The following is a 21,962-nucleotide window of genomic DNA, read 5'->3' as shown; positions in this document are numbered from 1 at the left end:
TATCTTTTTTAGTAGGATTTGAGGGTGATGAAAGATGCGGTTAACCTTTCTAACTTATTTTAAGTACCGCACACTGATTAAAATAATGGTGTTTATTATTCCATTGGCGATAATGATGCGGGTTTATTGGCCACAGCAGCCGGTGGCAATAACCTTTACAGCACTGCGTTGGGATGCAAAGCTTGATGTAATTAATGAGCAGGAAAGGAACACCATTGTAGAAGCAATGCGTTATACCCACAAAATGCGTAAACCTGGGCCGCCGAAACAATTGGCCTTATATAGTATGCTGGTAGAAAAGGGCAATCAGCAGCAAGAATATTTGGTGACGGAATCGGGGGAATATTTTTTTCCAGATGGTACCGCAATACTGCCCAGTTATAAGTTGAGAGAGATATTCAAACAGTATGCTGACCGATTGGAACGCCAGAGTCCCTTTGGACAACCGATGGCTTGGTCAGAAGCAAGAAGGATTTTTAGCCGTTACACCAAGGCTACAATAGAAGATTTAGACACCGGACTGCGCTTTGAAGTACAGAGGAGAGCTGGAAATTATCATGCAGATGTACAGCCTTTAACTGCCAATGATACCGCGGTGTTGAAAGAGATTTATGATGGTAATTGGAGTTGGAAACGCAGGGCGGTGATAGTAGAGGTGGGCAATACTAGGTTGGCGGCGTCAATGGCTGGTATGCCCCATGGGGCAGGGGCCATTAGAAATAACAACTTCAATGGCCACTTTTGTGTTCACTTTAAAGACAGCACTACGCACCAAACCCCAAAGCAACCCAATTTAGCCCATCAGATTATGGTGTGGAAGGCTGCCGGTAGGCTACCTGAATTATTGGCAATGGCCTCGCCGGAAGAAGTAATTGAAATATTTTTTACTGCCTTGAACCAGCAGGCCCCCGACATTTGCCTATTGACATTGGCAGGTGAACCAAAGTTGGATGACGAGGAATTTAGACAAAAGTCAAGAGAAGTGGCAGCGTTGGCATATAGCGTGCAGAGATACGACCCACAGACTAATATTATAACGGTGCAAATTCAGCTTGATTATTTGGCAGGTCCCCAAAATGTAAAAAAAGAATTGGATATTCAAATGGTGCATAGTTTGGGTTACTGGTGGAAAATCGATCCCCGATCATTGACAGAGCTGTATCATGATAAGACGACGGCAAATTTTAATGATCTATTAAGGTCAGAAGCTGAATGTCTTTAATATAAAGGAACCTGTGGATTGCAATCTGCAGGTTCCTTATACTATTATCATTAATGACGCAACCTATAGTGGAGGTGTTATTGATGGTAAAAAATGAAATTATGGTGGAAATTGAAGGTAAACAATTGAAACTGACCAATTTGGATAAAATTATGTTTCCTAACAATATTTCTAAAAGGGATGTCATTAAATACTATCACGACATTGCTCCGATATTGTTGCCCCACATCCAAAATCGTCCTTTGGTGATGAAACGATACCCAAAGGGTATTGATGGGGAAAGCTTTTACCAAAAAGAATGCCCCGAACATGCTCCGGAATGGGTACAGACCTATGCGGTACAGCATGGAGAGAAGACTATCAATTATATAATTTGTAATGACTTACCCACCTTGCTTTGGTTGACTAACCTTGGGTGTCTAGAAATGCATGTTTGGCGCTCTAAAATTGATAGGATAGAAAAACCAAATATACTGGTAATGGACTTGGACCCAGCACCAGATATTCTATTTAAAGATGTTTTAAAGGTGGCATTATTGGTAAAACAGGCACTAAAAGAGTTTGAAGTGGAATGCTACCCCAAAACTTCAGGTTCTAGAGGTGTACATTTGTTTATACCAATTGCACCGGCATATACCTTTGCTGAAGCCACCGTGGCCATGAAATATATCGCTAAAATAATTGAGCAGGTATACCCCCAGAAGTGTACCACCGAAAGAGTAGTGGAAAAAAGAGGACCAAAAATATATTTAGATTATTTACAAAATACTCGAGGTAAAACAATGGCTTGGCATTATAGTTTACGCCCCACTGCCGAGGCCACTGTATCGACACCGCTAATGTGGGAAGAAATAGAAACCGGAGCTGTAGAAGCTAAAACATTAAATATTAAATCAATTTTTAACAGGTTAAGAATGTTTGGGGATTTATATCAAAATTTATTAACCCAACAACAAAAAATAGATAAAATTTTAAAATTGGTTTAAAACTCTATGGTGTAAATATCTGTCTCCGAAAAATACTTCAATTTGTTATGCAGGAAATTAATAATATTTCCAGAATTGCCTATTTTAATCGATTCTTTTGGTTAAAATGTTTAAACCAGGAGTGATGACCTTGAATAACAGGTTGTACTGGTTAGCATGGCAGCTGATGTTACCTGGTTCAGGCAAAACAGTGTGGCAGATTATAGACCACTTTGGCGGTGTTGAGCCAGCTTGGCACGCAGGGGAGAAGGCCTTTAAAGGAGTGCCAGGTATAAAATCCTCTACCATTGAGAGTATTATTTATCAACGCAGGCGGATAAACTTGGAACAAGAAGTGACCCGGTTGGAAAAGCATGGAGTGGCATTTATCACCTTTGATGACGATAACTACCCAATTATGTTAAAAGAGATTTTTGATCCACCACCGGTGTTGTTTGTGCGTGGACAACTTAACAGTTTAGCGGGCACTGGTGTTGCATTAGTTGGTTCCCGCAAAGCCACTGCCTATGGTAAAACGGTCGCTCAACGCTTAGCTGGTGAACTGACGGTGTCTGGTGTTAATATAATTAGTGGTATGGCAAGAGGTATTGACACCGCTGCCCATCAAGGGGCACTAGCGGCCGGGGGTTATACCATCGCGGTGTTGGGCTGTGGTTTAGATGTGGTATATCCTAGAGAAAACAAGGCTTTAATGTATGAAATTATTGAACATGGTGCAGTTATCACTGAGTTTCCGCTGGGGTCAGCGCCTGAACCATGGCATTTTCCTGCACGCAATCGTATCATTAGCGGCCTCTCCCAAGGGGTTGTGGTAGTGGAAGCAGCGGATAAAAGTGGTGCGCTAATTACCGCTGATTTCGCATTGGAGCAAGGTAAAGAAGTGATGGCGGTACCCGGTAGTATATATAGTAATATGAGTAAAGGTAGCCATAAGTTACTGAAACAAGGGGCTAAATTGGTCACTGAGGCAGCGGATATTTTAGAAGAACTTGGCCTGGAAGTGTTGTTTGATAATATAGAGTTGGCCTCTTCCCATGGGTTAAAATTAAGCGTTACAGAACAGCAAATATACAATATTTTACAAGGTGACCCATTGCATTTAGAAGATATTTTGCGACAAGTTGAGCTATCTTCGCAGGATGTAATGGCAGCGTTAATGTTTTTGGAAGTAAAGAAATTGGTAAAAAAATTACCTGGTAAAATGTATGTAGCAACAAAATAAAGGAAAAAGTTCTAAATATGTTGGTTTGTAGTATAGTTTAAAACAACGGTGGCAGTAATAATAAGCATTGTATGTCCCTTTGCATTTTGATAGGAGTGTATTATTAGTGGCAAAAACTATAGTTATAGTGGAATCTCCGGCTAAAGCTAAAAGTATCAGTAAGTTTTTGGGTAGAAACTACACAGTTAAGGCTTCAATGGGCCATGTCAGAGATCTGCCCAAAAGTCAGTTTGGGGTAGATGTGGAGAATGAATTTACTCCCAAATATATTACCATTCGGGGTAAGGGCGATATTATCAAAGAACTGAAGTCGGCGGCAAAAAAGGCGGATCGCGTGTTACTGGCAGCTGACCCCGATCGTGAAGGTGAAGCAATAGCTTGGCATTTGCAGCACATTTTAGGCATTGATGAATCCACCCCCTGCCGGGTAGCATTTAATGAAATTACCAAAAATGCGATCAAGAATGCAGTTAAACAACCACGACCGATAAATAAGGATTTAGTGAATGCTCAACAGGCTAGACGGATTCTTGATCGTTTGGTTGGTTACAATTTAAGTCCGCTACTTTGGCGTAAAATAAAAAAAGGATTATCGGCTGGCCGGGTACAATCCGTTGCGGTGCGGTTAATTGTAGATCGGGATGAAGAAATTAATGCATTTGTACCCGAAGAATACTGGTCGCTCACTGCTAAACTATTTAAGGTTGGTCATGGAAGTTTTGAAGCTAAACTTAATAAGTACCGAGGAAAAAAGATAGAAGTTAAAAGTAAAGAACAAATGGATGAGGTTTTGGCGGCCCTTAGAGAACAGCAATTTGTGGTTGATAGAATTAGTCGCAAGGAAAAAATGCGCCACCCTGCGCCACCCTTTACCACCAGTTCGTTACAGCAAGAAGCATCTAGAAAGCTTAACTTTACTGCAAGAAAAACCATGGTGGTGGCCCAGCAGCTTTATGAAGGTTTAGAAATAGGTGATCAAGGCACCACTGGTTTAGTTACTTATATTCGCACCGACAGCAAACGAGTATCAGAAACAGCTAAAGATGAAGCAAAACAGCTGATAATGGAACGTTTTGGGCCAGCCTATGTACCAAAAGAAGTAAAACAGGCTGGCAAAGATAAAAACGATAAAAAAATTCAAGATGCCCACGAAGCCATTAGGCCAACCTATGTCAATCTAGACCCAGAGTCTATTAAAAAGTATTTAACCAATGATCAATATAAGTTGTATAAATTAATATGGTCTCGTTTTGTGGCTAGCCAAATGGCCGCCAGCGTGATAGACACCACTAGCTTGGATATTAAGGTTGCCGATTATGTATTCCGAGCCACTGGGTCAATTATTAAATTTCCTGGATTTATGCAAGTGTACATTGAAGGCAGAGATGATGACAAAAAAGAAGAAGAGGGTCTACTGCCAGAGGTGGTGGAGGGAGATAAATTGGAAGTAAAGGCCTTGGAACCTAAGCAGCATTTTACTCAACCACCGCCCCGTTACACCGACGCCACCCTGGTTAAAACCTTGGAGGAAAAGGGGATTGGGCGACCCAGTACCTACGCGCCCATTGTTGATACTATTCAAAAGCGCGGTTATGTGGTCAGGGAAAATAAACAATTCTACCCCACTGAATTGGGGGTAATTGTGGTAGATATGTTGAAAAACTATTTCCCGAACATTTTAAACGTAGAATTCACAGCGGAGATGGAAGATAAACTGGATAAAGTTGCCGATGGGCAAATTGATTGGGTAGATATATTGAGAAACTTTTATCCATCCTTTAACGAAACCCTAAAGGCAGCCGAAGAAGCCATCGGCAAAGTAGAGATTGAGGATGAAGTCACTGATGAGATTTGTGAAGAATGTGGGCGCAACCTAGTTGTGAAGCTTGGTCGCTATGGCAAATTTTTGGCCTGTCCAGGTTTCCCGGAATGCAGATTTACCAAACCTTTATTAGAACCCACGGGGGTAAAATGTCCCCAGTGCGAAGGGGATGTGGTGCTGCGACGTAGTAAAAAAGGCCGTAAATTCTATGGTTGTAGTAACTATCCAGAATGTGATTTTGTATCCTGGGATCAGCCGGTGGCAGAAAAATGTCCCCAATGTGCTGGACTATTGGTGCAGAAAAATGGCAAAAACAAACAATCTTATTTAAAATGTGTCAATGAAAATTGCGGCTATAAAAGCACACCAGCAAAAGATTAACTGCTATTCTAAACAGGAGATGTAGAAAAATGCAATCAAAACAAGTTACAATAGTAGGTGCAGGGCTGGCCGGTTCTGAAGCAGCATGGCAATTGGCCAAACGTAATGTCCCGGTCAAATTGTATGAAATGCGTCCACTTAAAATGTCCCCTGCCCATCACACTGATTACTTTGCTGAGTTAGTATGTAGTAACTCATTGCGGGCTAAGGCTATCGAAAATGCTGTGGGACTTTTAAAAGAAGAAATGCGCAGATTGGGATCATTAATAATCGATAGCGCCGATCGCAATAGTGTACCTGCTGGGGGTGCATTGGCGGTTGATCGAACTGGTTTCTCGCAGTATATTACCGAAATGTTATCAAACCACCCGTTGGTTGAAGTGGTGAAAGAAGAGGTTACCGATATTCCCAATGACGGAGTAACCATTATTGCCAGCGGACCGTTGACATCTGATGTTTTGGCAGAAAGGATACTACAGTTGTCAGGAGATGATTATCTATACTTTTATGATGCTGCCGCTCCCATAGTTTCGTTAGAATCATTAAACATGGAGGTAGTATTTAGTGCCTCCAGGTATGGCAAAGGAGAGGCTGCTTACCTTAATTGCCCGATGAACGAAGAAGAATATGAAGTATTTTACCAAGCTCTAATCAACGCCGAAAGGGCACCATTAAAGGATTTTGAGAAGGAAAAGCACTTTGAGGGCTGCATGCCTGTGGAGGTACTGGCCGCCCGGGGCAAGGAAACCCTTTTGTTTGGACCTTTGAAACCGGTGGGGTTAACAGATCCCCGTACCGGCAAGCGGCCCTTTGCAGTGGTGCAGTTGAGACAGGATAACTCTGCAGCAACACTATATAATATTGTTGGATTTCAGACAAATCTTAAATGGGGTGAGCAAAAACGAGTGTTTCGATTAATCCCCGGTATGGAAAATGCTGAGTTTGTTCGCTATGGGGTGATGCATCGCAATACTTACCTTAACTCACCAACACTATTGGAGCCATCGCTACAATTAAAAGCTAGAGAAGATTTGTTCTTTGCTGGTCAAATCACCGGTGTGGAAGGCTATGTTGAATCTGCTGCCGCGGGTTTAATTGCTGGCATTAACGCCGCTAGGCTGGTCAATGGAATTGGTGTTGTTCGATTTCCGTTGGATACTGCCCATGGCGCGTTAATGCACTACATAACCACTGCGGAATCTAAAAATTTTCAACCAATGAATATCACCTTTGGTTTATTGCCTCCGTTGGAAAAACGGGTAAGGGATAAAAAACAGCGCAATGGCATGTTGGCTGAAAAAGCGTTGGCCAGTTTGGCAGATTTTATTAAGGATGCTGATATTTAATGTATTTTTACTTAGATGAATTTTTACTTTATCTGCAATTAGAAAAAAACGCATCCGCAAGAACACTGGAAGAGTATCAAAAGGATATTTTTCAGGGTTTAGACTTCTTCAGTAATTTGTTGAATAAAGAAATAGAGAATATAGCGCCCCAAGAAATTAATCATCAGGTGATGAGATGTTACTTGGGTGAATTGCAAGCTAATAAATTGGCCCGCAGCTCCATTGCCCGTAAGTTAGCGGCTTGGCGTTCATTTTACAATTTTTTAAGTCGAGAGGCTGTGCTAATGACCAACCCGTTAACCAGAGTGGCTACACCAAAGATGCAAAAAAAATTACCGAATTTCTTTTATCCCACTGAAATTAATGCGTTGTTAGCTGCACCAGATAATTCACCATTGGGTATGCGGGACAAGGCGTTAATGGAAACCGTCTATGCCAGCGGGTTGCGGGTGAGTGAATTGGTGTCATTGAATGTCAACAGTGTTGATTTGTGTGGCGGTTTCATTCGGGTAATGGGTAAAGGTTCTAGGGAACGGGTGGTACCCATTGGCTCTTATGCCATTAAATCATTAGAAACCTATCTATCTATTGGTAGAAAGAAACTATTGGCTAATAATAAAGTGACCAATGAAGAAGCAATGTTTTTAAATTATCAGGGAGGACGTTTAACCGACAGAGGGGTAAGAAAGATATTAAATAAGTATATTCAGTTGGTGGGGCTTAAAAAGCAAGCCAGTCCGCACACTATTCGCCACAGCTTTGCCACTCATTTATTGGAAAGAGGGGCTGATTTGCGTACCGTTCAAGAATTGCTAGGTCATGTGCGTTTGGCAACAACACAAATATATACCCATGTTACCAAAAATAAAATAAAACAAGTTTACAAATCGACACACCCCCGGGCGTGAGAATTGTCTAATTATTACAAAAGGCATTGCCAATTAGTTTAAAAAATTATATAATTTAGAATTGTTGAGAAAGGAAAGAGATATTATGTTCCATGCTACCACAATTATCGCGGTAAAGCACAAAAATGAAATTGCCATTGCTGGGGACGGTCAAGTTACCTTTGGTAACAGTACTATTTTTAAACAACAGGCAAAAAAAGTACGCAAGTTATTCCAAGGTAAAGTAGTAGCTGGTTTTGCAGGTTCGGTGGCTGATGCCTTTACTCTGTTTGATAAGTTTGAAGTTAAGCTTGAGGAGTATCATGGTAACATTTTACGGGCAGCTGTAGAACTGGCTAAAGAATGGCGTATGGATCGGGTTCTCAGAAAGCTGGAAGCCTTGTTAATAGTGGCTAACAACGAGCACCTTCTTATTATTTCTGGTAATGGAGAGGTAATCGAGCCCGATGATGATATTGCTGCCATTGGCAGTGGTGGTAACTATGCTTTGGCAGCAGCCCGGGTTTTGGTAAAACACAGTCAACTGAACGCAGAGGAAGTGGTTAAAGAAGCTTTGCACACAGCGGCTGATATCTGCGTTTATACAAACCACAATATTGTTGTGGAAAAATTGTAAGGGGAGGCAGTCTGATGGAATCTTTAACACCACGGCAAATAGTAGCGGAATTAGATAAATATATTGTTGGTCAACAGGAAGCTAAAAAGGCAGTGGCCATTGCCCTTAGAAACCGCTATCGTCGTAGTAGACTCCCCCAGGAGATGCAAGACGAAGTTGTACCTAAAAACATTTTAATGATTGGCCCCACCGGTGTAGGAAAAACAGAAATTGCCAGAAGATTGGCCCGGTTAGTGAATGCTCCCTTTGTTAAGGTAGAAGCAACTAAGTTTACTGAAGTTGGCTATGTTGGTAGAGATGTAGAATCAATGATCAGAGATTTAGTGGAAACCAGTATTCGGATGGTTCGTCAGGAAAAAATGCTAGAGGTTGAAGATAAGGCCAGCAGGTTGGCCGAAGAGCGTATTGTCGAATTATTGGCGCCAATGCCCACCAAAGCGATGCCCACAAAGAATCCCTTTGAAATGTTGTTTGGAGCTAATAATACCAACACAACGGATAATGATGACATGCACAAGCAAAGGGAAAAAAGAGTGCAGTTTGAACGGGAGACGCTGAAGGAAAAACTGCAACGGGGTGAATTGGAAAATGAGTACCTAGAGATTGAGGTGGAAGAAAACACTTCGCCGATGCTGGAAGTTTTTACAGGATCAGGGATGGAAGAGATGGGCATTAACATTAAAGATATGTTTGGTGGCATTTTTCCTGGTAAAAAACAGAAGCGGAAAGTAACTGTTACCGAGGCTCGTAAAATATTAACCCAACAAGAAGCACAAAAACTGATTGATATGGACGAAGTGACCACAAATGCCATTAAACGGGCGGAAGAACAAGGCATCATTTTTTTAGATGAAATTGATAAAATTGCCGGTAAAGATTATGCCCAAGGTCCGGATGTATCTAGAGGCGGCGTGCAAAGAGATATTTTGCCAATAGTAGAAGGTTCAACGGTGGTGACTAAATATGGGCCAGTGAAGACCGATCATGTGCTGTTTATTGCAGCGGGGGCTTTTCATGTGGCTAAACCATCGGATTTAATCCCTGAACTGCAGGGGCGGTTTCCAATCAGAGTGGAGTTAAAAAGCTTGACAATGGAGGATTTTCTACAAATTCTTATTGAACCCCAAAACTCTTTAATTAAACAATATGTAGAATTAATAGCGACAGAGGGTGTTAAGGTTGAATTTTCAAAAAATTCGCTTGAAGAAATCGCCAAAATCGCTTATACTGTAAATGAACAAACTGAGAATATTGGTGCGCGTAGATTGCAAACTATAATGGAACGGCTATTAGAAGATATTTTGTTCGAAGCACCTGAGTTGACCGATGAAACGATAGTTATCGACAACAATTATGTTCAGAACAAACTTGGTGAAGTGGTAGCAAACGAAGACCTAACTCGATACATTTTATAAGAAACAGGAAAGGGGACAGTTATTTTGGAAAATTTGCTGGAAAGAACCCGGGCTATTAACAAGTTATTGCAAAAGTCTGCGGGATATCCTGTTGACTATACAGAAATTGCAACGGTGTTGTCAGAGAATATAACCTCTAATGTTTATATTATCGACAGAAGAGGACGTGCCCTTGGTCATTGTTTTATGAAGGAATTTGCTTGTGATATTATGGTGGATATTGTCGAGGGTAGCAAAAAATTCCCGGAAGACTATAATAACCACCTGCTGAAGGTTGAGGAGACCCACGCAAACTTTTGCCAAACCAATAATGCTTGTGTGTTTTTTGAAGAAGAGGGTTGCCGTCACAGTAATAAAGTAACCACAGTTGTTCCTATCATGGGAGCCGGTTCTAGATTAGGTACACTGGTTTTGGCTAAGTACAATGAGCATTTTACTGATGGTGACTTAATTCTTGCCGAGTATGGAGCCACAGTTGTGGCTATGGAGATTTTGCGAGCCCGGGCTGGAAGGATGGAAGAGGAGGCCCGTAAAAAAGCGGCTGTGCAAATTGCAGTAGGCACACTATCCTATAGTGAACTTGATGCTGTACAGCATATTTTTAAACAATTAGATGGCGATGAAGGCGTCTTAGTTGCTAGTAAAATTGCTGATCGGGTGGGCATAACCCGTTCTGTAATTGTCAATGCTTTACGCAAGTTTGAAAGTGCCGGTGTGATCGAGTCCAAGTCACTGGGCATGAAGGGCACATATATTAGAGTGCTCAACGATCGTTTGCTTGAAGAATTGGATAAGATAAGATAACCGCAGTTTAAACTGTGGTTATTTTTTTTGTTGATTTTTTCAATATATTAGCAAGTAGTACTTGCTTTGAAAATATTATTATGCTATTATTCTTTTTGGTGTTAATTATTACACACGTTGCCGGATGTGTTGTGAAGGTGCCATTTACATATTAAATGGTCTCACACGAGATGATGGTGGCGGAGGATCAAAACCACAGGGAGGAGGTGTAGTGAAGTGGCAGTAATTTCAATGAAACAACTACTTGAAGCTGGTGTTCATTTTGGTCACCAGACAAGACGTTGGAATCCTAAAATGGCTCCATATATCTTCACTGACCGTAACGGTATTTATATCATAGACTTGCAGAAAACCGTACAAAAGGTAGAAGAAGCTTACAATTTCATTAAAGAAACTGTAGCTAATGGTGGCACTGTGATGTTTGTTGGTACCAAAAAGCAAGCTCAAGAAGCTGTTAAAGAAGAAGCTGAGCGTTGCGGCATGCATTATGTTAATCAGCGTTGGTTGGGTGGTATGATGACAAACTTCCAAACCATACGTCGTCGTGTTGATAGATTAAAAGAGCTGGAGCGCATGGAAGAAGAAGGAACAATGACACGTCTGCCTAAGAAAGAAGTGGCTATGCTTTTAAATGAAAAAGAAAAGCTGGAGAAGTTTTTAGGCGGAATTAAAGATATGAAGCGTCTGCCAGATGCTCTATTTGTTATTGATCCGCGTAAAGAACGCATTGCTGTTGCAGAGGCACGTAAGTTGAATATTCCGATTGTTGCAATTGTAGATACAAACTGTGACCCGGATGAAGTTGATTACGTGATTCCCGGCAACGACGATGCTATTCGTGCGGTTAAGTTGTTAACCAACAAAATTGCAGAAGCTTGTTTAGAAGGCAAGCAAGGTGAGCAAGTTAACGAATAGTAAGGTAATAAAGGGTGGGGGGCGTCTCATTTCGGGTTCCCCTGCCCTTTTTGTATGTTTGTTAGTGTAAATTATGGTTATAATAGCAAATAAAAATGATAATAATGGAGGGAATTTTATAATGGCTGAAATTTCCGCAAAACTTGTTAAAGAACTGCGTGAACGTACCGGAGCAGGCATGATGGATTGTAAAAAGGCTTTATCAGAAGTAAACGGTGATATGGATAAAGCTATTGATTTTTTACGTGAAAAGGGTTTGGCTGCTGCGGCTAAGAAAGCTGGTCGCATAACTGCCGAAGGTTTGGTTAGCTCATACATACATGGCGAAGGCCGTATTGGTGTATTGGTTGAAGTAAACTGTGAAACTGACTTTGTTGCTAAAACCGATGACTTTAAAGAGTTGGTAAAGGATATTGCAATGCAAATTGCTGCTGCTAAGCCTGAATATGTTAGTCGTGAAGAGGTGCCTGCCTCAGTGGTCGAACATGAGAAAGAGGTCTTAAAGGCCCAAGCTCTAAATGAAGGCAAACCAGCTAACATAGTTGAAAAAATGGTTGTGGGTCGGATTGATAAATTTTACAAAGAAATTTGCCTGTTGGAACAGCCATTTATTAAGAACCCAGATATAACAGTGCAACAACTGGTGACTGAAAAAATTGCTAAGATAGGCGAAAACATTGCGGTGCGTAGATTTGCTCGTTTTGAGTTGGGTGAAGGTCTGGAAAAAAGACAAGATGACTTTGCTGCAGAAGTAGCAGCTCAAATAGGTAAATAATAAAAGGACTTTTTCTGGTTTTATAGAATATATTTTTATCTGGATGGAGGTTGCGCCAACGCATGACTCCGAAATATCGACGTGTAGTCTTAAAATTATCTGGTGAATCATTGGCTGGAACCCAAGGTTATGGAATAGACCCTGAGGTAGCCTATTCAGTTGCCGAACAAATTAAAGAAGTGGTGGAAATGAGGGTTCAACTGGCCGTTGTGGTTGGTGGTGGTAATATTTGGCGTGGCATTGCCGGCAGTGCCAAAGGAATGGACAGAGCCACCGCGGATTACATGGGCATGTTGGCCACAGTAATGAATTCACTGGCTTTACAGGATGCTTTGGAAAATATTGGTGTTGACACTAGAGTACAAACCGCCATTGAAATGAAGGCGGTGGCAGAGACTTATATCAGGAGACGGGCTATGCGCCACTTAGATAAAGGTCGTGTGGTTATTTTTGGTGCTGGCACTGGCAATCCTTATTTCTCTACTGATACAACTGCTGCTTTGCGGGCAGCCGAAATAGAGGCTGAGGCAATTTTAATGGCTAAAAGAGTGGATGGAGTGTACTCCGAAGATCCTTTAAAGAATGCTAAAGCCCAAAAATTCGAAACTTTAACCTACCTGGAAGTGCTAAACAAAGGTTTGCAAGTGATGGATGCCACGGCAACATCTTTGTGCATGGATAACAATATACCCTTGATTGTCTTTAATATTACCGAAAGTGGCAACATAAAAAAAGCCATTTTAGGTGAAAAGATAGGTACATATGTAGGGGGGGAGTAGATGATTAGTGAGATCGTTAAAGATGCAGAAGAGAGAATGAAAAAGTCCATTGAGGTAACCAAAAGTGAATTTGCCAGTTTGAGGGCAGGTCGGGCTACCCCGGCTTTGCTTGATAAAGTGCAGGTGGATTACTACGGGACACCAACACCGATTAATCAAATGGCTAATATTTCTGTGCCAGAAGCGCGTCTGTTAATGATTCAACCTTGGGACAAATCAGTAATACCTCAAATTGAAAAAGCAATTATGAAATCTGATTTGGGGATTAACCCCACCAGTGACGGTACAGTTATCAGATTAGCTATTCCTCAACTCACCGAGGAACGTCGTATGGAATTGGTAAAAGTGGTCAAGAAAAAGTCAGAAGAAGGCCGGGTTGCAGTGCGTAACATCAGACGTGAGGCCAACGACGATATGAAAGATATGCAAAAAAGTGGCGACATATCTGAAGACGAACTAAAGCGTGGTCAAGAATTGATACAGAAGTTAACTGACAAGTATATTAAAGAAATCGACGAGCTGTTAGCTGCTAAAGAAAAGGATATTATGCAGGTATAAGTGATATGGATTTTAAACGGTATTTAGGTATGGAACTGGCTGAGGTAATGAATCATCTGCATTTGAATGGTAAAGAGGCTGAGGTTCAATACACTGTTCCTCCCCGTCTTACCTTTAGAGGAACACCTAGAATTCTAAAGGTGCATACTGCTGGTGATAAAACAATACTGACTGTTTCATATCAAACTAGCAGGGAAGGGGGTGTTCAGTAATGGCATATGTTATTACAGATGAATGCCTTGCATGTGGTACTTGCCTTGAGTCTTGCCCAGTTAGTGCTATTAGTGAGGGCGATATTTTTACCATCGATGATGCAACTTGCTTAAATTGTGGAACCTGCATGGATTCTTGTCCCACTGGAGCAATTATTGAAGAATAATGGAATATTACCCCCTCGTCACCGAGGGGGTTGTTTCATATAGGAGATGAATGTATGCTGAGAAAGTTATTTCCTTGGTTTCATAATCAAACTCCAGGACAAAACAGAACATTAAACAGTCAGCAATTAATGCAAGCCATAGACTTCGCTAGGCTACCCAACCATATTGCCATTATTATGGATGGAAATGGCAGGTGGGCGCAAAAACGAGGCATGCCCAGAATGATGGGACACCGGGCGGGAGTTGAGTCTTTGCGGGATGTGGTTAAAGTATGTAATGAAATAAAAATACCGGTGTTAACGGTGTATGCTTTCTCAACCGAAAATTGGAAGCGCCCTAAAGATGAAGTTGATGCTTTAATGAAACTGTTGGTAGAATATGTTTATAAGGAAATAGATGAATTAGACCAGAATAAGGTACAAATACGCGCCATTGGTAGAATACATAAATTGCCTGAAGATTGCCGTCGGGCAGTGGCTCACGCCCGAGAAAGAACTGCAGATAATGATGGCTTAATATTTAACTTAGCACTAAATTATGGTGGTAGGTCAGAAATTGTTGATACCGTCCGCACAATAATAAAAAAGGTTAATGAGGGTGAACTGGTGGCTGAAGAAGTGGATGAACAATTATTTGCGGCCCATTTATATACCGCCGGTTTACCAGATCCTGATTTGTTAATTAGACCATCTGGTGACTATCGGATTTCTAATTTTCTACTATGGCAATTGGCATATACTGAATTCTGGCATTCGGATGTAATGTGGCCTGACTTTAGAAGAAAAGATTTATTGCAAGCAATTTATGATTACCAGTGTAGAGAAAGGCGATTTGGTGGCTTATTAAGACGCAATAAAAAGTGATTTAATTAGGTTGGTGAATTTTAATTGTTACATATGCGGGTACTCAGTGCATTGTTAGGCATACCTCTAATTATATGTGCAGTATGGAAGGGTGGATTGATACTTCTTTCATTTATTGCAATAGTGATGATTTTAGGTTTGTTGGAAATGCTTAATTTGCTAAAAAATCTTGGTTTGAAGCCGAGTAAAGCAATTACCATCGTCAGTGCACTACTATTGCTGGTAGCTACATATTGGCAGGATTGGCGCGTTGTAGGCATGGCCATTACATTAACCCTGGTGGCACATTTGCTCTATTTGTTAAAGGATTTTCCGCGCTATTCACCCATTGATGCAGCTGCTGGGTGGTTAGCTGTGATGTATTTAGGTTTATTTACATATATATTTTTAATCAGCACTCTTCCGGAAGGAACCCTTTGGCTCTATATGTTGTTAGTGGGCACTTGGGCCAGTGATACCTTTGCTTACTTTGTGGGTAAAACTTTTGGTAAACATAAATTGACGCCCAACCTCAGTCCTAAAAAAACTTGGGAAGGTGCAATGGGTGGGCTTCTAGGTTCAGTAGTAGCTGTGTATATTTATAGTGCCTTTGTTATTTCGTTGCCATTAAATTATGTGTTTTTATTAGGCTTGTTAATTAGTATTACCTCCCAGTTTGGTGACTTGGTAGAGTCCACCTTAAAAAGGCATGCTAGCCTTAAGGATTCCGGTAACATTATACCCGGCCACGGTGGAATGTTAGACCGGTTTGATAGTATGCTATTGTCTGCACCATTAGTATACTATTTTGTTTCACTGTTTATAATTTAAATGAGGTGAAATAAATGGAACCCAGATGGTATAAACCGGCATTAAATACAATAGTAATCATAAGCGCCGGGTTATTATTGTTGTTAGCCTTGGGGGTAGGACTGTGGCTCACTGGTAATATTTTGCCAGCATTAATACCCTTTATTATTGCTATATTTATTAGCTTTTTGATTGAACCCTTGGTTAACTTTTTGCAACGAAAGTTTAGATTGAGTCGTGGTTTAGCTGTTATGCTAGCAATGCTACTCTTATTTGGCACGTTAGGTACCCTACTAGTGTTATTAATTATCCAATTAATAGCTGAACTTGTTTCACTCTCCGCAACATTGCCGGGGATTACCCATGAACTGAGAATTTATGTAGAACAAATGATTCCGCAAGCGATTCGATTTTATGGTGATTTGCCCAATAATATGGTATCGTACCTTCAGGATGCAATTAGAAACTTTGGTACTATGTTGCAATCCTTGGTGGAAGTGGCGGCTACTTCGCTGTTGTCCTTCCTATCTTTGGTGCCAGGTACCTTTATTCTAATCATTGTTACGTTTTTAGCCACTTATTTCATTGCCAAAGATCGGCGGGCAATCGCAGATTTTTGGAAGCGTTTAATTCCAGCTCCCTATGGACAAAAAAGTTTAACGGTGCTACGGGAAGTGCTGGCGGCTTTTATTTCTTATCTAAAGGCCCAAAGTGTTTTGGTAATTATTACCACTATACAGGCCATTATTGGTTTTTATATTATCGGAGTAGATTATGCCTTGACTTTAGGATTGGTGGTTGGCGTTTTAGATTTAATTCCGGTACTAGGCCCAGCCACATTAATTATTCCATGGGCGATTTGGTTTTTTATTCAAGGTAATATTGCTTTTGGCATCAAATTATTAGTCTTATATGTAACAATATTTGTGGTTCGACAGTTGCTGGAGCCAAGAATTGTGGCTGCAAATCTGGGATTGCATCCACTGGCCACATTGTTGGCTATGTATATGGGTTTAAGTTTATTAGGATTTATCGGTTTGATATTGGGTCCGATATTATTAATTGCCATACAGGCAACTTTAAAGGCAGGAAATATCTTTCCGAAGGCATAATAAATATTTGAGGTGTTAGCGTGAAATGTATAGCAATCATTGGCAGTACAGGTTCCATAGGCTGTCAAGCATTAAATGTAGCGGAAAATAATCCGGAAGCAGTAAAGGTGGTTGCATTAGCGGCTGGAAGTAATATAGAATTGCTGATGCAACAAGCACATCAGTTTAAACCGGAAATCATATCAGTGGCTCACGAAAAGGATGCCGTAAAATTAAGAAGTATGTTGTCCAAGGATATAGTGCGAGAAATTTATTTTGGCACAGAAGGTCTAATAGCGGTGGCGACTTGCTGTTTGGCCAATATTGTTTTAACCGCCGTTACCGGGACAGTGGGTTTATTGCCCACCATAAGGGCCATAGAGGCCGGTAAAGACATAGCATTGGCTAATAAAGAAACTTTAGTGGCGGCCGGTGGCTTAGTAATGGAAAAGGTTAAAACCCATGGAGTTAACTTGTTCCCAGTGGATAGTGAACATTCGGCCATTTGGCAGTGCCTAAACGGAGAGCCCCAAAAGGCATTGGCTAAATTGATATTAACTGCTTCCGGTGGTCCCTTTAGACAGACACCCCATCAACAAATGGCAGACATTACTCCGGGAATGGCTTTAAAGCACCCCAACTGGAGTATGGGCAGCAAAATAACCATAGATTCAGCCACTTTAATGAATAAAGGGCTGGAAGTTATTGAGGCCCGCTGGCTGTTTAATGTAGATTATAACGATATTGATGTGGTGGTACATGCCCAAAGTATCATCCATTCTATGGTGGAATTTGTGGATGGTTCGGTAATAGCTCACTTGGGCATTCCAGACATGAGAATTCCTATTCAGTATGCACTTTCGCATCCGGATCGTTGGCCCAACCAGTTACCTAAGCTGGATTTAATTAAAGTTAGCCAACTGACTTTTGAAGAGCCCGACATGGAACGTTTTCCTTGCTTAAAATTAGCGTTTCAAGCCGGTGCAACCGGTGGTACTATGCCAGCAGTGATGAACGCTGCTAATGAAATAGCGGTGGCAAGATTCCTAAGAAAAGAAGTTGGTTTTCTTGATATTCCGGTTATTATAAGAAAGGTGATGGAAAAACATTGTGTAATTGTTCAACCTGAGCTGGAGGATATTTTAAGAGCAGATGGCTGGGCTAGGGACGTTGCACAACAATTAGTTTTATAGTTGCGTACCCAAAAAATTGAACTTTAGAGGTGAACCGATGCAAACTTTTATCGCTTCTGTATTCGTGTTTGGGATATTGATTTTTTTCCACGAGCTGGGTCACTTTGCAGTGGCTAAAGCAGTGGGCATTAGAGTATATGAATTTAGTTTGGGTTTCGGTAATAAAATATTTGGGTTTAATCGTGGTGGTACGGACTATAGTGTCAGACTGTTTCCACTGGGCGGCTATGTACGCATGGCTGGTATGGACCCTGAAGAAGATGAAAAAGAACGGGACTATAAGGAAGATGAAGGATTTAACAGTAAAACCGTTGGTCAAAGATTTTGGGTAATTGCTGCCGGAGCAATAATGAATTTTGTGCTGGCGATATTGCTTTTGGCAACTATATATGGCGTTCAGGGAATACCAACATTAACCACTGAAGTTGGTGCTGTGGTAGAGGAGTCTCCTGCTGATGCAGCTGGAATAAAACCAGGTGATAAAATTGTGGCCATCAATGGCGTGAATGTAACCACCTGGCAACAATTGATAGATAATGTTAACAATGCTGGCGAAGAGTTAACTGTTAAGCTGCAGCGAAATGATCAAGTTAAAACATTACAAATTACTCCTGAACTGAGCGACGATGACCGCTATGTGATTGGTATTCAGGCAGACCCGGACAAGGCATTTATGCAAAGGGCCAACCCATTGGAAGCACTGTGGCAAGGGGCCCAAAGTACCTATCAGGTCACGGCATTGATCATCAGTTTTATTGGTAAAATGTTTACCAATGAAGCACCGGTGGATTTAGGAGGGCCAGTGGCAATTGTGTCCGAAATTAGTAATGCAGCACAAATGGGTATTTTCCAATTATTACAGTTGGCCGCATTTTTATCCATTAACCTTGGCTTGTTTAATTTGTTTCCAATCCCAGCCCTAGATGGCAGTAGACTGCTATTTTTAACTTGGGAAAAGATTGTTGGAAAACCAGTTGACCCAGCCAAAGAAGGCTTTATTCATATGATTGGTTTCGGTTTACTGCTGTTGTTGATGGTTGTGATTACCTATAATGATATCCTCCGTTTAATCGGTGTGGACAGTTAATGGGGGTTAATGTATGAAGAGGCGTAATACAAAACAGATAAAGGTAGGATCGGTGAGGGTTGGCGGCAATGCACCAATTTCGGTGCAATCGATGACCAATACAGATACCCGTGATGTTGCTGCCACCATTAAACAAATAGAGAAACTAGCTGCTGGTGGTTGCGAAATCGTTCGAGTGGCGGTGCCCGATGATCAAGCGGCGATTGCGTTAGCAGAAATAAAAAGACAAATTTCGATACCTTTAATTGCCGACATACACTTCAGTCATCAATTGGCATTGGCAGCTGTAAAAGCTGGTGTGGATGGGCTGCGTATTAATCCAGGAAACATTGGCAACAACCAGAAGGTAACTGAGGTGGTGGCGGCAGCTAAAGATAGTGGCATTCCCATTAGGATTGGTGTGAATGCTGGTTCACTAAAAAAGGACCTGTTGGAAAAGCATGGTGGTGTAACGGCGGCAGCTATGGTTGAAAGTGCTTTAGAGCATATATCAATCTTAGAAGAACTCGATTTTACCGACATTAAGGTGTCCCTTAAGGCATCCAATATTCCTTTAATGCTGGATGCCTATCGGCTTTTGGCCCAAAGGGTGGCTTATCCGTTCCATATTGGTGTCACCGAAGCAGGCACCGTTAGCTCGGGTACAGTAAAATCAGCGGTGGGTATTGGTATTCTGTTGTCCGAAGGGATTGGCGATACCATTAGGGTTTCTTTAACCGGTGACCCGTGTCACGAAGTTAAGGTGGCTTATCAAATTCTCCAATCCTTAGGGTTGCGCCAACATGGTGTTGAGATCATATCTTGTCCCACCTGTGGGCGGACACAAATTGATTTAATCAAACTGGCAGAACAGGTGGATAACAAATTGCAGGGATTAAACAAGCCCATTAAAGTGGCGGTGATGGGCTGTGCCGTTAACGGACCAGGGGAAGCTCGGGAAGCCGACGTTGGTATTGCTGGTGGCAAAGGTGTGGGGCTAATTTTCCGCAAAGGGGAAATTATTCGTCAAGTGCCTGAGGACAGGCTGTTGGAAGAATTAATGTTAGAAATAGATAAGTTATAAAAATAAATACAACAGTAAATGGGGGCTCAGATAATGCGTATATCACAAATGCTTATACCTACCTTAAGAGAAACTCCTGCCGAGGCAGAAGTAATTAGTCATAAATTGCTGCTCAGAGCAGGTTTTATTCGCAAAACTGCGGCAGGTGTTTATACATATTTACCCTTAGCCATACGAGTGTTGAGAAAAATAGAAACTATTATCAGAGAAGAACTGGACAAACAAGGCAGCCAAGAAATGCTGATGCCCATTATGCAACCAGCTGAGCTGTGGTTGGAGTCTGGCCGCTGGCAAGTATATGGTCCTGAATTAATGCGCTTCAAAGATCGGCACAATCGAGAATTTTGTTTAGGGCCTACCCATGAAGAAGTGATAACATCTTTAGTCAGGACCGAAATTAAATCATATAAACAACTACCTCAGTTGCTGTATCACATTGGTAACAAATATCGGGACGAACGTCGGCCTAGATTTGGTTTGATGCGGGGACGGGAGTTTATAATGAAGGATTTATACTCCTTTGATCGTGATGAAGCAGGTCTAGACACCAGCTACCAAAAAATGTATCAAGCATATAACAATATTTTTAGTCGCTGTGGCTTAACGTTCCGTCCTGTGGAAGCGGATTCCGGAGCCATTGGCGGCAGCAGTACCCATGAATTTATGGTGCTGGCTGATTCCGGTGAAGCTACCATCTTATATTGTGATTGTTGCGACTATGCTGCCAACGTAGAAAAGGTAACGGCACCGGCGGCGGGCCTTGATCCCCATGAACAGCCGTTAGCAATGGAAGAAATGGCTACCCCAGCAGCCCATACCGTAGAAGAAGTGGCAGAGTTTCTAAAGGTGGAGCCAAAGCAAATTATTAAGACTTTAATCTACAAAACTGATCAAGAAATAGTGGCAGCCTTGGTGCGGGGAGACCGGGAACTTAATGAGATTAAGCTATATAATCTATTGGGCTGTCTAACTCTAGATTTGGCTGGCCCAGAGACTGTACAAAAGGTTACCGGGGCACCAGTTGGCTTTGCGGGGCCGGTAGGCTTAAAGGATATTAGGATTATTGCCGACCAAGAGGTAATGGCAATGGTTAATGCCGTTACCGGTGCAAACAAAGGCGACACTCACTTTATAAATGTAAATCCAGACAGAGACTTTAAAGTGGATCTAGTGGCAGATATTCGCTTGGTAAATGCTGGTGAACCATGTCCTAAGTGTAATGGCACGTTATTAGAAGCTAAAGGCATTGAAGTGGGACAGGTATTTAAACTGGGAGATAAATATAGTAAGGTACTGAAGGCCACTTACTTAGATGAAAATGGTAAAGAAAAGCCACTGATCATGGGGTGCTACGGTATTGGTGTTAGCCGTACCATGGCTGCGGCAGTGGAACAAAACTATGATGAAAACGGCATTATTTGGCCGGTAAATATTGCACCATTCCATGCGGTGATGGTACCGGTCAATGCTAAAGATGATAAGTTGATGGCGGTGGCTGAAGACTTGTACCAACAACTTGCTGCCAACGGTATTGAAGTGCTGTTGGACGACCGGCCAGAGCGGCCAGGAGTTAAGTTTAAAGATGCTGATTTAATTGGTTATCCCGTGCGGATAGTAATTGGTAAGAAAGCTATAGAGACCAACGAGGTTGAAGTTTTTAACCGTAAAACCAAAGAAACCTTTAACATCGCCATCAACGATGTACTAGGCACAACCAAGCAGATGTTATTTGGAAATAAGTAGAGCG

Annotated in this window: 22 protein-coding genes; all 22 read left to right on the top strand. The window is 41.6% G+C overall.

All coding sequences use genetic code 11. From position 1 onward, the window contains the following. Positions 1 to 34 precede the first annotated feature (34 nt). The 22 genes from V6C27_04805 (at position 35) to V6C27_04700 (ending at position 21,958) form a co-directional block, all read left to right on the top strand. Positions 35 to 1,222: a hypothetical protein gene (locus tag V6C27_04805; GenBank protein MEG6615747.1), complete on the top strand. Its 1,188-nt coding sequence runs from the start codon at positions 35 to 37 to the stop codon at positions 1,220 to 1,222. An 83-nt stretch (positions 1,223 to 1,305) separates the two neighbouring features. Then, entirely contained in the window at positions 1,306 to 2,208 is a 903-nt protein-coding gene (gene ligD, locus V6C27_04800) for a non-homologous end-joining DNA ligase (GenBank protein MEG6615746.1), read from the top strand. A 124-nt stretch (positions 2,209 to 2,332) separates the two neighbouring features. Next, positions 2,333 to 3,430, top strand: coding sequence for a DNA-processing protein DprA (dprA, locus tag V6C27_04795; GenBank protein ID MEG6615745.1), 1,098 nt, complete (start codon positions 2,333 to 2,335; stop codon positions 3,428 to 3,430). A 106-nt stretch (positions 3,431 to 3,536) separates the two neighbouring features. Beyond that, positions 3,537 to 5,633 carry a type I DNA topoisomerase gene (topA, locus tag V6C27_04790; protein ID MEG6615744.1) on the top strand — a complete coding sequence of 699 codons (2,097 nt, stop codon included), beginning with the start codon at positions 3,537 to 3,539 and terminating at the stop codon, positions 5,631 to 5,633. A gap of 29 nt (positions 5,634 to 5,662) precedes the next feature. Next, positions 5,663 to 6,979 carry an FADH(2)-oxidizing methylenetetrahydrofolate--tRNA-(uracil(54)-C(5))-methyltransferase TrmFO gene (gene trmFO / locus V6C27_04785; GenBank protein ID MEG6615743.1) on the top strand — a complete coding sequence of 439 codons (1,317 nt, stop codon included), beginning with the start codon at positions 5,663 to 5,665 and terminating at the stop codon, positions 6,977 to 6,979. Next, the gene (gene xerC, locus V6C27_04780; GenBank protein MEG6615742.1) at positions 6,979 to 7,887 is read left to right on the top strand and encodes a tyrosine recombinase XerC; all 909 of its coding nucleotides are present in this window, start codon (positions 6,979 to 6,981) and stop codon (positions 7,885 to 7,887) included. The genes trmFO and xerC overlap by 1 nt, the downstream gene beginning before the upstream one ends. Before the next feature lie 85 nt (positions 7,888 to 7,972). Continuing rightward, positions 7,973 to 8,503: an ATP-dependent protease subunit HslV gene (gene hslV, locus V6C27_04775; GenBank protein MEG6615741.1), complete on the top strand. Its 531-nt coding sequence runs from the start codon at positions 7,973 to 7,975 to the stop codon at positions 8,501 to 8,503. A gap of 14 nt (positions 8,504 to 8,517) precedes the next feature. Continuing rightward, a complete protein-coding gene (gene hslU, locus V6C27_04770; protein ID MEG6615740.1) occupies positions 8,518 to 9,918 on the top strand; it encodes an ATP-dependent protease ATPase subunit HslU in 1,401 nt (466 codons plus the stop codon). A gap of 24 nt (positions 9,919 to 9,942) precedes the next feature. Continuing rightward, complete coding sequence (codY, locus tag V6C27_04765; GenBank protein MEG6615739.1) at positions 9,943 to 10,722, top strand: GTP-sensing pleiotropic transcriptional regulator CodY; 780 nt, start codon at positions 9,943 to 9,945, stop codon at positions 10,720 to 10,722. A gap of 216 nt (positions 10,723 to 10,938) precedes the next feature. Further along, complete coding sequence (gene rpsB, locus V6C27_04760; GenBank protein ID MEG6615738.1) at positions 10,939 to 11,637, top strand: 30S ribosomal protein S2; 699 nt, start codon at positions 10,939 to 10,941, stop codon at positions 11,635 to 11,637. A gap of 121 nt (positions 11,638 to 11,758) precedes the next feature. Continuing rightward, positions 11,759 to 12,412: a translation elongation factor Ts gene (gene tsf / locus V6C27_04755; protein MEG6615737.1), complete on the top strand. Its 654-nt coding sequence runs from the start codon at positions 11,759 to 11,761 to the stop codon at positions 12,410 to 12,412. Between the two features lie 62 nt (positions 12,413 to 12,474). Continuing rightward, entirely contained in the window at positions 12,475 to 13,191 is a 717-nt protein-coding gene (gene pyrH / locus V6C27_04750; protein ID MEG6615736.1) for a UMP kinase, read from the top strand. After that, a complete protein-coding gene (frr, locus tag V6C27_04745; protein MEG6615735.1) occupies positions 13,192 to 13,749 on the top strand; it encodes a ribosome recycling factor in 558 nt (185 codons plus the stop codon). Between the two features lie 5 nt (positions 13,750 to 13,754). After that, positions 13,755 to 13,961, top strand: coding sequence for a hypothetical protein (locus V6C27_04740; GenBank protein MEG6615734.1), 207 nt, complete (start codon positions 13,755 to 13,757; stop codon positions 13,959 to 13,961). Further along, on the top strand, positions 13,961 to 14,128 hold the full coding sequence (locus tag V6C27_04735) for a 4Fe-4S binding protein (protein ID MEG6615733.1): 168 nt from the start codon (positions 13,961 to 13,963) through the stop codon (positions 14,126 to 14,128). Before V6C27_04740 ends, V6C27_04735 begins: the two co-directional genes overlap by 1 nt. Positions 14,129 to 14,182: 54 nt before the next feature. Next, complete coding sequence (locus V6C27_04730) at positions 14,183 to 14,992, top strand: isoprenyl transferase (GenBank protein MEG6615732.1); 810 nt, start codon at positions 14,183 to 14,185, stop codon at positions 14,990 to 14,992. 33 nt (positions 14,993 to 15,025) lie between these two features. After that, positions 15,026 to 15,802, top strand: a complete 777-nt coding sequence (locus V6C27_04725; GenBank protein MEG6615731.1) for a phosphatidate cytidylyltransferase — start codon at positions 15,026 to 15,028, stop codon at positions 15,800 to 15,802. A gap of 14 nt (positions 15,803 to 15,816) precedes the next feature. After that, entirely contained in the window at positions 15,817 to 16,893 is a 1,077-nt protein-coding gene (gene ytvI, locus V6C27_04720; protein MEG6615730.1) for a sporulation integral membrane protein YtvI, read from the top strand. 20 nt (positions 16,894 to 16,913) lie between these two features. Beyond that, positions 16,914 to 18,065: a 1-deoxy-D-xylulose-5-phosphate reductoisomerase gene (locus tag V6C27_04715; protein ID MEG6615729.1), complete on the top strand. Its 1,152-nt coding sequence runs from the start codon at positions 16,914 to 16,916 to the stop codon at positions 18,063 to 18,065. Between the two features lie 37 nt (positions 18,066 to 18,102). Then, entirely contained in the window at positions 18,103 to 19,152 is a 1,050-nt protein-coding gene (rseP, locus tag V6C27_04710) for an RIP metalloprotease RseP (protein MEG6615728.1), read from the top strand. A 13-nt stretch (positions 19,153 to 19,165) separates the two neighbouring features. After that, positions 19,166 to 20,215 (top strand): flavodoxin-dependent (E)-4-hydroxy-3-methylbut-2-enyl-diphosphate synthase, encoded by a 1,050-nt coding sequence (gene ispG, locus V6C27_04705; protein MEG6615727.1) that lies wholly within the window; start codon positions 19,166 to 19,168, stop codon positions 20,213 to 20,215. Positions 20,216 to 20,248: 33 nt separating this feature from the next. Continuing rightward, entirely contained in the window at positions 20,249 to 21,958 is a 1,710-nt protein-coding gene (locus V6C27_04700; protein MEG6615726.1) for a proline--tRNA ligase, read from the top strand. Positions 21,959 to 21,962 lie beyond the last annotated feature (4 nt).

The sequence above is a fragment of the Peptococcaceae bacterium 1198_IL3148 genome, assembly GCA_036763105.1.
GTDB lineage: Bacteria > Bacillota > Desulfotomaculia > Desulfotomaculales > Desulfohalotomaculaceae > JBAIYS01.
This window is presented reverse-complemented; position numbering and strand designations above follow the sequence as displayed.

Excerpts from the sequence above, each read along its gene's own strand:
- V6C27_04805 (MEG6615747.1), top strand. The coding sequence starts at position 35 with ATGCGGTTAACCTTTCTAACTTATTTTAAGTACCGCACACTGATTAAA.
- ligD (MEG6615746.1), top strand. The coding sequence starts at position 1,306 with ATGGTAAAAAATGAAATTATGGTGGAAATTGAAGGTAAACAATTGAAA.
- dprA (MEG6615745.1), top strand. The coding sequence starts at position 2,333 with ATGACCTTGAATAACAGGTTGTACTGGTTAGCATGGCAGCTGATGTTA.
- trmFO (MEG6615743.1), top strand. The coding sequence starts at position 5,663 with ATGCAATCAAAACAAGTTACAATAGTAGGTGCAGGGCTGGCCGGTTCT.
- xerC (MEG6615742.1), top strand. The coding sequence starts at position 6,979 with ATGTATTTTTACTTAGATGAATTTTTACTTTATCTGCAATTAGAAAAA.
- hslV (MEG6615741.1), top strand. The coding sequence starts at position 7,973 with ATGTTCCATGCTACCACAATTATCGCGGTAAAGCACAAAAATGAAATT.
- hslU (MEG6615740.1), top strand. The coding sequence starts at position 8,518 with ATGGAATCTTTAACACCACGGCAAATAGTAGCGGAATTAGATAAATAT.
- tsf (MEG6615737.1), top strand. The coding sequence starts at position 11,759 with ATGGCTGAAATTTCCGCAAAACTTGTTAAAGAACTGCGTGAACGTACC.
- pyrH (MEG6615736.1), top strand. The coding sequence starts at position 12,475 with ATGACTCCGAAATATCGACGTGTAGTCTTAAAATTATCTGGTGAATCA.
- frr (MEG6615735.1), top strand. The coding sequence starts at position 13,192 with ATGATTAGTGAGATCGTTAAAGATGCAGAAGAGAGAATGAAAAAGTCC.
- V6C27_04740 (MEG6615734.1), top strand. The coding sequence starts at position 13,755 with ATGGATTTTAAACGGTATTTAGGTATGGAACTGGCTGAGGTAATGAAT.
- V6C27_04735 (MEG6615733.1), top strand. The coding sequence starts at position 13,961 with ATGGCATATGTTATTACAGATGAATGCCTTGCATGTGGTACTTGCCTT.
- V6C27_04730 (MEG6615732.1), top strand. The coding sequence starts at position 14,183 with ATGCTGAGAAAGTTATTTCCTTGGTTTCATAATCAAACTCCAGGACAA.
- V6C27_04725 (MEG6615731.1), top strand. The coding sequence starts at position 15,026 with ATGCGGGTACTCAGTGCATTGTTAGGCATACCTCTAATTATATGTGCA.
- ytvI (MEG6615730.1), top strand. The coding sequence starts at position 15,817 with ATGGAACCCAGATGGTATAAACCGGCATTAAATACAATAGTAATCATA.
- rseP (MEG6615728.1), top strand. The coding sequence starts at position 18,103 with ATGCAAACTTTTATCGCTTCTGTATTCGTGTTTGGGATATTGATTTTT.
- ispG (MEG6615727.1), top strand. The coding sequence starts at position 19,166 with ATGAAGAGGCGTAATACAAAACAGATAAAGGTAGGATCGGTGAGGGTT.
- V6C27_04700 (MEG6615726.1), top strand. The coding sequence starts at position 20,249 with ATGCGTATATCACAAATGCTTATACCTACCTTAAGAGAAACTCCTGCC.